Source organism: Psychrobacter sp. 1044 (assembly GCF_904846525.1).
Taxonomy (GTDB): Bacteria; Pseudomonadota; Gammaproteobacteria; order Pseudomonadales; family Moraxellaceae; genus Psychrobacter.
The window spans coordinates 31,674-45,583 of sequence record NZ_CAJHAZ010000013.1; the positions used below are offsets into that span (position 1 = coordinate 31,674).

Genomic DNA, 13,910 nt, shown 5'->3' on the forward strand with positions numbered 1-13,910 from the left:
ATCTCAATAATGACTGTATCAGAGACTCACTACTATCTCATCAAAAGCTCATTCACACGTTTTAGATAAGCGGCTGGATCATCTAATTGACCGCCATCTGCTAGCAATGCTTGGTCAAAAATTACTTGCGCCAATTTATCAAAATCGACGTCAGATTGCTCGCTAATCTCTAACTTTTTAATCAATGGATGATCAGGGTTGACCTCTAATGTTGGCTTGCTTTCTGGCACATCTTGACCCATTTGCTTAAGCATCTGAATCATTTGTGGTGATAGCTCACCTTCCCCAACGACCAAGCAGGCAGGACTATCAACCAAACGCGTTGATACTTTAACGTCTTTGGCACGTTCGCCTAACGCCGCTTTAAGTTTATCAACGACTGGCTTCATGGTTTCTTGCGCTTTTTCAGCTTCCGCTTTTTCGGCTTCGTCTTGCAAATCGCCCAAATCAACGGCACCTTTAGCGATGTTTTGTAGCGGTGTCTCATCAAATGAGGTCAAGAAGTTCATCGCCCACTCATCAACACGACTAGTCATCAAAATAACTTCGATACCTTTCTTTTTAAACAGCTCAAGTTGTGGGCTATTTTTAGCAGCTGCTAGATTGTCAGCCGTTAGATAATAGATGGCTTTTTGACCCTCTTTCATACGCGCTTTATAGTCTTCAAAGCTGGTCGTCACACTATCCTGAGTACTGGTCGCATAGCGGAGCAATTTGGCAATACGTTCTTGATTGCCCATGTCTTCGCCAACGCCTTCTTTGATAACATCACCAAATTCAGCGTAGAACTGCGCGAATTTTTCTTGCTTATCACTGTCTTCACTGTTGGCAAGACTGGCTAGCAAAGTCAAAATGCGACGGGCGTTACCATCACGAATAGACTTCACATCACGCGACTCTTGTAATAGCTCGCGGCTCACGTTCAATGGCAAGTCTGCTGAATCAATGACCCCTTTGACGAAACGCAGGTACATTGGCAATAATTGCTCAGCTTCATCCATAATAAAGACGCGCTTCACGTATAGCTTTAGACCATGCTGCTGGTCACGAGTATACAAATCGACAGGGGCTTTTTTCGGAATATACAATAGCTGAGTATACTGAACACGACCTTCGACACGGTTATGCGTCCATGCTAGTGGCGCATCCATGTCATAGGTGATATTTTTATAAAAATCGATATACTCTTCATCTTCAATCTCAGATGCCGTACGTGTCCATAGCGCGCTGGCTTTATTGATAGTTTCCCATTCATCGGTCAATACCATCTCGCCGCTGGTTGGAGCGCTGTTTTCTTCAGAATCGTCGCCCTCTTCTTTGACATCTTCTTGCCAAACTTCTTTACGCATCTGAATCGGTAAGCTGATATGGTCTGAGTATTTATTAACCAACTGCTTAATTTTGCCACGGTCTAAATAGCTGTCTTCACCCTCACTATATTGCTCTTTTAAATGCAAAGTAATGACGGTGCCACGAGTTTCTTTCGTGATAGGTTCAACCGTAAAGCTACCGGTACCATCTGATACCCAGCGTACACCTTTATCCGCAGTCTCGCCCGCTTTGCGTGTTTCGACGCTAATCGTGTCAGCAACGATAAAACCTGAATAGAAGCCAACCCCAAACTGTCCGATTAATTGACCATCTTGCTTTTGTGATTCAGACAGCTTGTCTAAAAATGCTTTGGTACCGGACTTGGCAATTGTGCCTAAGTTTTCGATGGCATCGGCTTCATTCATGCCAATACCGTTGTCGGTAAAGGTAATGGTTTTGGCCTCTTCATCGACCGCAATGCGAATTTTTAGCTCACCATCGTCTTCATAAAGGCTGTCATCATTGGTCGCTTCAAAGCGCAATTTATCACAAGCATCAGAGGCGTTTGAAACCAGCTCACGCACAAAGATATCAGAATTAGAATAAAGCGAATGCGTGACCAAATGCAGCAGTTGCGCCACTTCCGCCTCAAAGGTATGTTTTTTTAATTCAGGGGTGCTTTTATTAACATTGATGCTATCAACTTTTTGGTTATCAACTGGGGTCTGTTCACTCATAAAAAACTCCTTTAATTTATGTCAAAAACGTATCATAAAATAGCAATCATTTGACTGTCTCTACTCAGCTACAAATTAAGCAGTTCAATTTCGAATATCGCTAAGCTGTTTATACTAATAGGGGCGCAGCAGAAAATTTCAAGCTGAAAAGCACAATTCAACAAAAACACCGCCCTAGTTTCCTAAGGCGGTGTCGTTATATCGATAATAGGTTTAGCAAGTATATTCAGCAAATAGATTTAGTAATACGTTTTTAGATAGACCTATCAACTATAAGCAGCTAGGCAAATGCAGCGCTGGATCTGACTCACGAGCATTCATCGCATCTTCAACCGTTAAGCCTAGTGCTTTGGCAACGCCTGCGCCATAAGCAGCATCACACCAGTTACAGTTGCGAATGTGGCGATACTGAATAAAGTCCGGCACACCAGCCATATTATTCGCTGTGTTTTCGAATAGCACTTGTTGTTGCTCAGCACTCATCAAATTAAACAATGCGCGAGGTTGGCTAAAATAATCGCTATCGTCTTCACGGAAGTCATAATGCGCCGCATAGCCGTCAATTTTTAATGGTGGCTCAGCATAATCAGGCTGCTCTTGCCACTGGCTAAAGCTGTTTGGTTCATAATGCGGGCGACTGCCATAGTTATCATCGACACGGCCTTGACCATCACGATGATTGCTCATCACAGGGCAACGCGGCTTATTTACCGGAATCTGTTGATGATTGACACCGACACGATAACGCTGAGCATCGGCATAGTTAACCAAGCGGTTTTGTAGCATTTTATCTGGTGAAACGCTGATACCCGGTACCAAATTACTTGGGGCAAATGCAGCTTGTTCCACATCAACAAAGTAGTTGTCAGAGTTTTTATTTAATTCAAACTCACCCACTTCAATCAGCGGATAATCCCCTTTTGGCCATACTTTGGTCAAGTCAAACGGATGATAAGGAACGGTATCCGCCTCAGCTTCTGGCATGATTTGCACATACATTTTCCATTTAGGAAAATCACCATTTTCGATGGCATCGTACAAGTCTTTTTGATGACTCTCACGATCAGAACCAACCACCTCTGCCGCTTCTGCATCGGTCAAGTTCTTAATGCCTTGTTGCGTACGGAAATGGAATTTTACCCAAAAACGTTCTTTGGCTTCGTTCCAAAAACTATACGTGTGCGAGCCAAAACCATGCATATTTCTGTACGAGGCTGGCAGACCGCGATCACTCATAACGATAGTAACTTGATGTAAGGCTTCAGGTAATAAAGTCCAAAAGTCCCAGTTGTTGGTCGCCGAACGCATATTGGTACGTGGATCACGTTTGACGGCTTTGTTTAGGTCTGGGAATTTGCGCGGATCACGTAAAAAGAACACAGGTGTATTATTTCCCACCATATCCCAGTTACCTTCTTCGGTGTAGAATTTCAAAGCAAATCCGCGAATGTCACGCTCGGCATCAGCTGCGCCGCGCTCACCTGCTACGGTACTAAAGCGCGCAAACATCTCAGTCTGCTTACCCACTTCGCTAAAAATATCCGCACGGGTATATTTAGTGATGTCATTGGTCACGGTAAAAGTACCAAATGCGCCAGAACCTTTGGCATGCATACGGCGCTCTGGAATCACTTCACGGACGAAATTTCCTAACTTTTCATTGAGCCAAACATCTTGCGCCAATAATGGGCCGCGTTTGCCTGCAGTCATGCTGTTTTGATTGTCTGCCACTGGTGCGCCATTGCCCATGGTCAATTGGGTCGGTGCGTAAGGACATTTTTTATCGCTCATATCGTTGTTTATGTCGTTGCTCATAGTCATACTCCTGTGAATAGCAAATGGATTAAAGTACAAAACCTATTCTGAATACGCTTCTATTAATAGTTCCAGAATAGTTGTCAGCTTGTTCGAAAAACGGTTTGTTTTTTTCATAGTAATGTCTAATGACAGTCATGTTCTGTGGTTAGATACTATTACAACCCATTACCATTGATTTGTATAATTAATTAATTACATGCTTTCGTTTTGTTTTTCATAACCACTTAACTTGTTTTCTACTCATCCAAATACTTTATTCCTTAGGATGATTGTTATTAACAACGATAAATATTAACAGTGCAACTACTCTCTATGAGCCTTGCTATCACTTTTTTAAAGCGAATTGACCATATTAAATAGAGCTTAATTAAATACCACAGAGCCATTAACGCGGCATCGGACGAATGGTCAAAATTTGCTCACTACGACCAAAAGGGCCATTGATGTCATGCAACACAGCGCTCGTTAAGCCAATGCCATCATTGCCATACTGCTGCACCGCTTCGATGCCAAGCCAGCGACCTTGCGGCGCGCGATGCATATGAATTTGCAAATCCGTATTGGGAAACATCCATTCTAATTCTGACAAGCCAAGCCCAAGTCGCGGCACAACGCCATTGGCCGTATCGACCATGCCCAATAGATGCACCAAGTCATCAGTTGGCTTGCCCTCGATCATATCCACATCGTTAGTAATCCAGACCATACCGCGTCCTGGGCGACGCTGCGTATCATCAGCGACCAAGCGCACACTCTCAATAAACCCGCCCGGCCAGCCTTTCATGTCTTCCCAGATGGGCAATTCTTCGGGCTTATGTACCGCTTTTTGGTCTTCAGTACCTGCAATCTCGCTGGTATCTTGGGTCATTAGACGCCATGCCCGCGCAATAATTGCATCACGACCGCGACTGCTCATGACTGCTTCAATCAGCTCAATGGTCTTGCCCGGACGAATACAACGCGTGGTAATGGTAAAGTCATCAAGCGGTATTAATCCTAAAATGTCTAGGCTAATGCGAGCGATACGCATGTTTTCTTGCGGCGCATAACCGTTGAGCTCAGCCGTGAGCAATCCTGTCGCTGGCGCCATATGCTGTTCATGCTCATTCCAAGCGCCTTGGGCATGCTTGGTTGGCTGATAATGTGCGACGTTGACGCCGTCTTCTCGCTGTTCGCGTTTGATAAAGTTATAATAAGCTGACATGACTGTCCTATGATTTATTTGATAAGCTCTTGTTGTTTTAACTTAAGAACCTGTCGACTCTTAATGACAAAAAATAATGCAACGACCATCGCGGCAATTAATACGCCATAAAAAACATTCTTTTCTCGCATAAAATGCAGAATATTACTGCCCAACACGAATCCCACCACCACGATGACAAACAAATTCACTTTCAATTGTTTGTTAACCTCAGCGAGAGTGGCTTCTGCCAATACAAATCCTTTTTTTTGCTTTTTCATTTTGCGTTACCTACTATACGTTACCTATTAGATGTCTTGTACAAAGCCTTATCTACTTACCCATTTGGGTGACTGGGATACGCAAGGCTTTAGGCAGACTGAAGGTGACATTTTCTTCGATCCCTGATAGCTCACTCGGTAAATCGCCACCCCAATCTTGCAGCTGCTGTAGCACTTCTTGAATCAGTACTTCGGGTGCTGATGCGCCAGCGGTGACGCCGATACTCTGCACACCATCCAACCAGCTTTTATCCATCTCACTGGCATTGTCGATTAAATACGCACGGCAATTCATCCGCTCAGCCAGCTCACGCAGACGATTAGAATTGGATGAATTGGGCGAGCCAACCACCAAGACCACCTCACAGCGACTGGCTAAGTCTTTTACCGCATCTTGGCGGTTTTGCGTGGCATAACAGATATCGTCTTTGCGCGGACCTTGGATACTAGGGAATTTTTCACGCAGTGCATCGATGACGCGCGCTGTGTCATCCATAGATAAGGTCGTTTGGGTAACAAATGCCAAACGTTCGGCATTTTGTACGCTCAATGCTGCCACATCGGCTTCGTTTTCAACCAAATGAATGTGACCGCCGTGGCGACGGTTAAAGCGCCCCATCGTGCCTTCCACTTCGGGATGTCCAGCGTGCCCAATCAATACCGCATCCATACCCTCTTGCGCAAATTTAGCGACTTCGATATGTACCTTAGTGACCAGCGGACAAGTGGCATCAAATACGGTCAAATCGCGGCGTTCAGCCTCATCTTCGACAGCTTTTGATACACCATGAGCAGAAAAAATAACGATAGAGCCATCTGGCACTTCATGAAGTTCTTCCACAAAGACTGCACCGCGATTGGCCAAATCAGAGACGACAAATTTATTATGCACCACCTCGTGACGGACATAAATGGGCGGTTCAAAACGTGTCAATGCTTCGTTCACAATCGCAATCGCGCGATCCACACCAGCACAAAATCCACGTGGATTGGCAAGATAAATTTGCATAAGAGGGCCTATCATTAGATAATTTATTATTAAAGCTTAAATACACAACATTACTGTCAAAAGCTTTAATTCAAAAATTGGGATGAATTCATTACGCTACTTTAGCATAATTTACTTTTATTGCCTTTGAAAATAGCACGGTACTAGAGGCTGTTTTAACTAGAAGCACACACATATTCATACGTTCAAAGTATTTATCCATAGTGGCAGCGTTAACTGCACTTAATGCACCAAAAATGTGATTTATACTAAGTCGCCCTATACCATCTTTACACCGCTTCGATGATAACGACTGGTCAAAGGCGGCTTTAATTAAAATAAAAACCACAAAAGCAGTTTATAATAGTGCATCGATGACAATGTCTATCGCCATAAATGATGGCGATTTTTCTTTTTACCAGTTTTGAATTGTTTACTAAAAAAGCTTTGGCTCTTTTACTCGCACAGATTTGACTAGCACACACTCCATTAGGACACATTGTATGACAGGTTCATTATTTATTATTACCGCCGCCTCAGGTACGGGCAAAACCTCACTGGTAAAGCAGCTACTTGCCACGACTAATGACTTAACCGTCAGCGTATCACACACCACGCGCACGCCACGTCCCGGCGAGATTGATGGTCACCATTATCATTTTACCGACGTCGAAAACTTTGTGACTGCCATCGGTGAAAACAAGTTTTTAGAACATGCTGAGGTCTTTGGTAATTACTATGGTACCTCGGAGCAAAGTGTGCGGACGCAGTTAGAAGCAGGCGTCGATGTTATTTTAGAGATTGATTGGCAGGGCGCACTACAAGTCAAAAAAATCTTTACTGACGCCATTATGATTTTTATTTTACCGCCAAGTATTGCCACTTTACGTCAGCGTCTATCGACGCGTGGGCAAGATACTATGGAGGTAATAGAGCAACGTCTGGCTGGCGCAGTGACTGAGATGGCGCAATATGTCCATTTTGATTTCGTGATTATTAATGACAATTTTGAGGTCGCTTTAACTGAGCTAAAAGCCATTATCGTGGCGGACAGGCAGACGCTTAAGCGTCAACAGCAGCGGTATCATCGCACCATCAGCAATTTACTTAGCAATAAAGTAGAAGAGTAAAGCAAGAACGAAATACTACTGTCAACTCAGTCGATGAGCGCTTATTAATAGATACGTTAATAGACACGTAAAAAGCAACTACGCGGCTGGGCAAAAAATGCTATAATGTCTCGCTATCCCCCTTTATATTTTGATATTATTTTTATTGAGTGGCGGGCAAGCTCCGTGACTAATAAAAACAACCGAGGTAGCTACATATGGCACGAGTGACGATTGAAGATTGTTTGGATAATGTTGATAATCGCTTTGAACTGATTTTAGTGGCAAGCAAACGTGCACGTCAATTGGCTAAAGGTATCGCTGAACCATTGGTTGATGTGGATAATGACAAGCCTACGGTATTGGCATTGCGTGAAATCGCTGCTGGTAAAATCACTCGCGATATCCTAAATCAGCCAGAGCACAACTTTGCCACCAGTTCATTAGATTTGGCACTGTCAGGCGATCATGGTTTTTAAGACACTGTATTATTAAGATACAGCATTGAAGGTTTGTCGTATGAAGCCTATAAAGCTAACCACTGCCTTATAAGACAAATCTACACAGTGATGACATATTGACGAGAGACCACAGCATAGGCTGTGGTTTTTTGGTTGTAATAGCTGGTTGCTGTGATATTGCTTTGATTGTTTTAGTCACCATTTATACCTGAAAAACTACCATTGAGTTAGAATTTCTAAATTTTTATAGCACCTGTTCGCTTAGCAGTTGACATTGAATGCGATTTACGATTAATTAGAGGATGGTCTACCTATTTTTATCTTTTTTCTCGAGATTTTTTATATTTATAGTATTCCAGCATTCATTCAGTCACCATTTACCCGATAGACAGTCAGGCAAACAGGTAATGGAAAATAGGATCGTTACTTTATGAGTCAAACCTTACCCAAACTCAGCCATCATTTAGTCGATGAGGCTCAATATAATTTACTGCGCTCAGTAGGTTACCTCACTGCTGCTGAACGCCGTGATATTATTGATGCCTGTGAGTTCGGTGATATTGCGCACATCAAAGATAAGCGTAAATCAGGAGAGCCTTATATCACCCACCCGATTGCGGTGGCCGAGATACTGGCAGGTTTTCGTTTGGATCGAGATACGATTATTGCAGCGATTTTGCATGATACGGTCGAAGACACCGAGGTTAGCGATGAGCAGATTGAGCAGCGCTATGGCAAAATAGTGGCGAGACTGGTCGACGGTGTGACTAAGCTAAAGTCGTCCTCACATAATAAACAGCAAAATAAAGCAGCCACCTTTCATAAAATTTTGACAGCCACCCTTGCTGACCCACGCGTATTGATTATTAAGCTTGCTGACCGCTTACATAATATGTCGACACTAGATGCGGTACGCCCGGAAAAACAACGCACTACAGCACAAGAAACGTTGGATTTTTATGTACCGTTTGCACGGCTGATGGGGCTTAATGATATTGCCGATTATATTGAGGTGCTCTGTTACCGTAACCTTGATTCTGACATGTACAACAAACTTTCTGACAAGCTACTACAGCACGGGCTTGGGCGTAACTTTCAAAGAGAGGCCATCCATCGCTACTTGAGTATTGTCCTCAATAATTTGGGGTTGAATGGTCTGGTCAAAGTTTTAGACAATCGCGTGGTCATCTACCGTCAGTTTTTTCGCAATCGCGGTGAAATCAATGCTCTACTCCGTCATTATGCCTTTGAGATTGTCCTCGATAATGTCGAAGCCTGTGACAAATTGGCCTATTACTTAATTAAAAAATACCAGATTGATGACTCTCATATCGCTGATAATATTCGTCGTCCGCTACCGGGTGGCAATCAATCACTCACGCTTATCTATGAGCGCGATAACGATGTCGTCAAAGTGACGATTTTGACCAAGCAAATGCAAAGCGCAGCGCGGCTTGGTGTCATCGGTGCAGAGCATGCCTCAGACGTTAGCCAATCGGTTATCCAAGCGTCATTACGCAATATGAAAGACTTAGTCGATGAAGACAGCTTAGATGAAAATAGCCCAGACTTTTCAGCGGCAGTCTCTACCATTAATGAGCTGATGGATTACCTACACTCCAGTAAAATCATCTGCTATAGTCCAAAGGGTCGCGCTTATGAGCTACCACAAGGCGCAACCGCGCTAGACTTTGCTTACGCTGTCGGACCGATGGTCGGCAATGTAGCCGTTGGCGCCAATATCGATGGTAAAAAAGCCAAACTTGGCACAGTCGTTAAGAATGGGCAGCTGGTTGAAATAGAAGTCAATAGCCACTCAGAACCAAAAGCAGAATGGCTGGGATTTGTCGTGACCAATAAAGCGCGTGAAGAGATTTTGCGTTGGTTTAAAGACTTGTCTCCTGCTGATAAGCAACACCATGGTCAACAAGCCTTAGATCGGGCGCTAAAAACCTATCAAAAAAGTCTCGATGACTTAACTGATAGTGATTGGAAAAATCTCACTGAATGGCGTGGCTTGACCGAAAAATCCGAACTATTTGAGCAAATAAGCTCTGGTACGTTACTACCACAGCTGGTGGTAACTCGCTTGTTTAGCGATGAAGTCAATGATTTACAAGCACAAGAACACAGCGATGATATGACCCAACCACAGCAGCTGATAGTCAATGCGTCTGGGGTTGAGCTTGATTTTGCCAATTGTTGTCATCCTATTTATGGTGATCCTATCGTCGGTCATTTGTCCCGTCACGGTCTGGTTGTTCATCGACACAAGTGCTTTTCACTTGACGATATTCGTAAAGACAATCCTTATCAGGTTATACAACTGCGCTGGCGTAATGACAAGGCTGTAAAACAAGGTGACGCTGGCGAACATGACATAAAAAATACCGGAAAGATTCGCTTTCCAGCCTATTTAAAACTATCTATTGCCCTCAGCGACGAACAGATTACTGAAGTCATCTATCATTTACGCCAACTAAATATAGGGGTAGAAAAAGTAGACGTGCGCAGTAGTGACACCATCATCCATATCATCGTTCGCAGTCGCAATCATCTAGCACAAGGCATTCGCGAGCTACGCTCCTTGCTAGGTTTTCCAAATATCATCAGGCTGTATCAGCTGTAGTGCTGGTAATAAGGTGTAGTGCACGTGATACATTGCCACCAACACTCACTCAATAGAACATTGAATAATGGATTTAGAAAATTTTAGAAAGACCTGAAATAATGATAAACTGTGTTTTTTGATTTTTAGCAAATAAACGTAGAGCGTGTCATCATTTGCACGGTGAAAAATGAAATGTAAATGATGAATAATGCGCCCTTACCTACCAAACCAGAAAAAGATAAAAAGGATATATAATATGACTCGTCAAACCATTCAAACTGATAAAGCACCTGCTGCCGTTGGTACTTATTCACAAGCCGTCAAAGTCGGTAACACCGTCTATATTTCAGGACAATTGGGTTTTGACCCTGATACCATGGAATTAAAAGAAGGTTTTAAAGCACAGGCTGAGCAAGTGTTCGAAAACATCAAAGCCATCTGTGAAGCGGCTGGTGGCAGCTTAAATGACGTAGTTAAATTTAACGTGTCATTGACTGATTTGAGTGATTTTGCGGCACTAAACGACGTGTTTGTTGCCAATTTGAGCGAGCCATATCCTGCCCGTGCAGCCGTCCAAGTAGCGGCGTTACCTAAAGGCGGTGTGGTCGAGATTGAGTCAATTTTATATATTGAGTAACTTAAGCCGTATCATCATATAAATGGTAAGGCTTAATACATAGACGTACTTAATTCTCAAGTCGTTACGTCAAAAAAGCTACTGCTAAAAGGTAAGGCCAGAGTAAGCCCAAATATCACTATTTGGGCTTACTGCTATTATTCTTATCAATATTACGATCTAGTTATCTAAAAGCTGGTTATCTAAAGTCCATTTACCTAAAAACTGTTTATCCAAAAACCATTTACCTGAAAACTAGGAACGCATTCTATGTTGGTACAAGTTGCTCTACCCGTGCCCCTTTATCGGGTATTTGACTATAGCGTACCAGCAGATATAAACAACTTATCAAGCCCTTCTTTACCCCCTATTGGCTGCCGTGTCGAAGTATCCTTTGGTCGTCAAACTTTAATCGGTATCGTCGTCGCTCATATTCCAGAAGCAAATAGCAGCGTGCCACTTAATAAGCTAAAACCTATCAATAAATGCTTGGATGCTGAGCCTATTTTAGAGACCAGTATGCTAAAGCTGGCACATTGGCTAGCGCGTTATTACCACTACCCGCTTGGTGACGTTTTAGCAGTCATGCTGCCAACTCTCGTTCGTCAAGGTAAGCCGCTGGATTTACTGATTACCCATTGGCGAATTTTGCCACATGTAAGCGACAATGACTTTCGTGCCAATGCCAAAAAACAAAAACAACAATTCGATATGCTTAAGCTGCATGGTGAGCGTGGCGCGAGTGAAGATGTTTTATTGCTAGAGGGCATGGAAAGGAGTTTTTTAAAGGCGCTCGAAGACAAAGGTTTAATCGAGCGCTATATTCAGACCATACAATCACCTGCGCCTGTTAAATTAGCAAAAATGCCCCTTGATCTCAATGACGAGCAAAAACTCGCCGTTACCGCCATTATTGCGGCTCATGAAGCCAATCGCTACACGGGGTTTTTATTAAATGGCATCACTGGTAGTGGCAAGACAGAAGTCTATCTGCAAGCGATGCAAGCCGTATTGGAAGCTGGCAAGCAGGTATTGATTTTAGTACCTGAGATTGGATTGACGCCGCAGACGCGCGCGCGTTTTGCCAGTCGCTTTGCCGCTCATATTGTCCTGCTACATTCTGGCATGAATAATACCCATCGCCTGCACGGCTGGCAAGACTGCCGTACCGGTCATGCTCAAATCATTATTGGCACGCGCTCAGCGGTGCTATATCCTTTTGCAGATCTGGGCTTAATTGTCGTGGATGAAGCGCATGATGGTTCTTATAAGCAGCAAGATACCTTGCGCTATCATGCCGCTGACGTCGCGCTGTATCGTGGACTACAAGCCAATATCCCTGTCGTACTCGGTACGGCGACGCCATCTCTTGAGCATTTAAAACTGGTCGATGACGGTAAGCTGGTGGAGTGCCAACTGCAAACTCGTCCCGGTAATGCGAAGCTTGCAACCATGCAGCTGATTGATGCGCGCCTGCAAAGTACTCATCAGCAAACGACGGACGACGGTGCGCGCTATGATACTGGGCTGACCGATGCGCTTATTGGGGCGATACGGCAAACGCTAGAAGCGGGCGATCAAGTATTAATATTTTTAAACCGTCGCGGCTATGCGCCAGTTTTGCTATGCGAAGCTTGCGGTTGGCAGGCAGATTGTCCGCGCTGCGACGCGCATTTAACCGTTCATTATAATAGCCATTCCCAACACAACGCTTATAGTAGCTCCTATTTAAAATGCCACCACTGCGACTGGCAAGCTTATATTCCAAAAGTTTGCCCTGATTGTGGCAGTCAAAATTTGGATGCCAAAGGGATGGGCACGACAAGGCTCAGCGAAAACCTGCATGCGATTTTTGCCAATCCGCAAACCAGCAAAGAGCTTTACCCCATTATCCAAATCGATCGCGATACCACCAGGCGTAAAGACAGCTGGGAGAATATCTATCAGCGTATCAATCAAGGCAATCCTGCCATCTTGGTTGGCACGCAGATGGTCGCCAAAGGTCATCATTTCCCCAATGTTACGCTTGTCTGCTTGCCAAACGCCGATCGTGGTTTCTTGTCCGCCGACTTTCGCTCGCCAGAACATACTGCGCAATTGATGATTCAGGTCGCAGGACGTGCCGGTCGCGGTGATAAATCTGGTCGTGTACTCATTCAAACGCTGCAACCAGATAATGAATTACTATTAAAACTGGTCAAAGACGGTTATTTGTCTTTTGCTCGCGAGCTATTGCAAGAGCGTAAAATGATGGGTTTACCGCCACACAGTCATGCTGCCCTGATACGCTGTGAGGGCAAAACCCTTGCTGCCACGACGCAAGCCCTTAAAGATGCCATTGCCATTCTACCAAATGGACATAATCTCGCCGTACTCGGGCCTATCGATGCACCAATGAGCAAAAAGAATAGCCGTTACCACGTACAACTGCTACTTTTAGGCAAAAATCGACAACAATTACACCATGTATTAAATCAATGGTGGCAGCCCGTATTGACCTTGCCAAGTACCAAGTGCCTTAAACTCACTTTGGATATCGACCCTGTTGGTTGGTAGCCGCCAATTACTAACCATCACTTTTTAACTCAGATTATTCTGTCCGCTACTAGGCCGTGTCCCTATTTAGAGGATAATCGATTGAACTGAGGATACGCCCTCAAGAACGTTATTCTAAATAGTAACCAATGGTTTACTGCCTAGATACAGCAAGCATTTATTAAATATGCTAAATTCTTTATATCTGGCTAGTCCGCGTACAGCAAGCCCAGCCTTATAAGCAATCAAATTTCCTCTTC

General features: G+C 43.9%; 10 protein-coding genes. 5 read left to right on the forward strand and 5 right to left on the reverse strand.

Annotation, left to right across the window (positions count from 1 at the left end):
- Positions 1 to 32: 32 nt before the first annotated feature.
- The 5 genes from htpG to ispH all read right to left on the reverse strand — a co-directional run bounded on the left by htpG (position 33) and on the right by ispH (position 6,339).
- Positions 33 to 2,048 (reverse strand): molecular chaperone HtpG, encoded by a 2,016-nt coding sequence (gene htpG / locus JMX82_RS10280; protein WP_227676619.1) that lies wholly within the window; start codon positions 2,046 to 2,048, stop codon positions 33 to 35.
- A gap of 270 nt (positions 2,049 to 2,318) precedes the next feature.
- On the reverse strand, positions 2,319 to 3,839 hold the full coding sequence (locus JMX82_RS10285) for a catalase (protein ID WP_193008674.1): 1,521 nt from the start codon (positions 3,837 to 3,839) through the stop codon (positions 2,319 to 2,321).
- A 412-nt stretch (positions 3,840 to 4,251) separates the two neighbouring features.
- On the reverse strand, positions 4,252 to 5,070 hold the full coding sequence (locus tag JMX82_RS10290; RefSeq protein WP_201540464.1) for a thioesterase family protein: 819 nt from the start codon (positions 5,068 to 5,070) through the stop codon (positions 4,252 to 4,254).
- Between the two features lie 14 nt (positions 5,071 to 5,084).
- Entirely contained in the window at positions 5,085 to 5,330 is a 246-nt protein-coding gene (locus tag JMX82_RS10295) for a hypothetical protein (RefSeq protein ID WP_087815097.1), read from the reverse strand.
- A 52-nt stretch (positions 5,331 to 5,382) separates the two neighbouring features.
- Positions 5,383 to 6,339: a 4-hydroxy-3-methylbut-2-enyl diphosphate reductase gene (gene ispH / locus JMX82_RS10300; RefSeq protein ID WP_201540465.1), complete on the reverse strand. Its 957-nt coding sequence runs from the start codon at positions 6,337 to 6,339 to the stop codon at positions 5,383 to 5,385.
- 482 nt (positions 6,340 to 6,821) lie between these two features.
- Between ispH and gmk the strand changes: the two genes are divergently transcribed.
- From gmk to JMX82_RS10325, 5 genes are all read left to right on the forward strand, one after another.
- Positions 6,822 to 7,448: a guanylate kinase gene (gene gmk, locus JMX82_RS10305; protein WP_045454143.1), complete on the forward strand. Its 627-nt coding sequence runs from the start codon at positions 6,822 to 6,824 to the stop codon at positions 7,446 to 7,448.
- 197 nt (positions 7,449 to 7,645) lie between these two features.
- A complete protein-coding gene (rpoZ, locus tag JMX82_RS10310; protein ID WP_045444217.1) occupies positions 7,646 to 7,906 on the forward strand; it encodes a DNA-directed RNA polymerase subunit omega in 261 nt (86 codons plus the stop codon).
- A 412-nt stretch (positions 7,907 to 8,318) separates the two neighbouring features.
- Positions 8,319 to 10,517: a RelA/SpoT family protein gene (locus tag JMX82_RS10315; protein ID WP_045444214.1), complete on the forward strand. Its 2,199-nt coding sequence runs from the start codon at positions 8,319 to 8,321 to the stop codon at positions 10,515 to 10,517.
- A gap of 238 nt (positions 10,518 to 10,755) precedes the next feature.
- Complete coding sequence (locus tag JMX82_RS10320) at positions 10,756 to 11,136, forward strand: RidA family protein (RefSeq protein WP_055124699.1); 381 nt, start codon at positions 10,756 to 10,758, stop codon at positions 11,134 to 11,136.
- Between the two features lie 249 nt (positions 11,137 to 11,385).
- Positions 11,386 to 13,671, forward strand: coding sequence for a primosomal protein N' (locus JMX82_RS10325; protein ID WP_201540466.1), 2,286 nt, complete (start codon positions 11,386 to 11,388; stop codon positions 13,669 to 13,671).
- The last annotated feature ends 239 nt before the right edge of the window (positions 13,672 to 13,910 follow it).

Coding starts and splice junctions, on each gene's coding strand:
- htpG (WP_227676619.1), bottom strand. CDS start 2,048: ATGAGTGAACAGACCCCAGTTGATAACCAAAAAGTTGATAGCATCAAT.
- JMX82_RS10285 (WP_193008674.1), bottom strand. CDS start 3,839: ATGAGCGATAAAAAATGTCCTTACGCACCGACCCAATTGACCATGGGC.
- JMX82_RS10290 (WP_201540464.1), bottom strand. CDS start 5,070: ATGTCAGCTTATTATAACTTTATCAAACGCGAACAGCGAGAAGACGGC.
- JMX82_RS10295 (WP_087815097.1), bottom strand. CDS start 5,330: ATGAAAAAGCAAAAAAAAGGATTTGTATTGGCAGAAGCCACTCTCGCT.
- ispH (WP_201540465.1), bottom strand. CDS start 6,339: ATGCAAATTTATCTTGCCAATCCACGTGGATTTTGTGCTGGTGTGGAT.
- gmk (WP_045454143.1), top strand. CDS start 6,822: ATGACAGGTTCATTATTTATTATTACCGCCGCCTCAGGTACGGGCAAA.
- rpoZ (WP_045444217.1), top strand. CDS start 7,646: ATGGCACGAGTGACGATTGAAGATTGTTTGGATAATGTTGATAATCGC.
- JMX82_RS10315 (WP_045444214.1), top strand. CDS start 8,319: ATGAGTCAAACCTTACCCAAACTCAGCCATCATTTAGTCGATGAGGCT.
- JMX82_RS10320 (WP_055124699.1), top strand. CDS start 10,756: ATGACTCGTCAAACCATTCAAACTGATAAAGCACCTGCTGCCGTTGGT.
- JMX82_RS10325 (WP_201540466.1), top strand. CDS start 11,386: ATGTTGGTACAAGTTGCTCTACCCGTGCCCCTTTATCGGGTATTTGAC.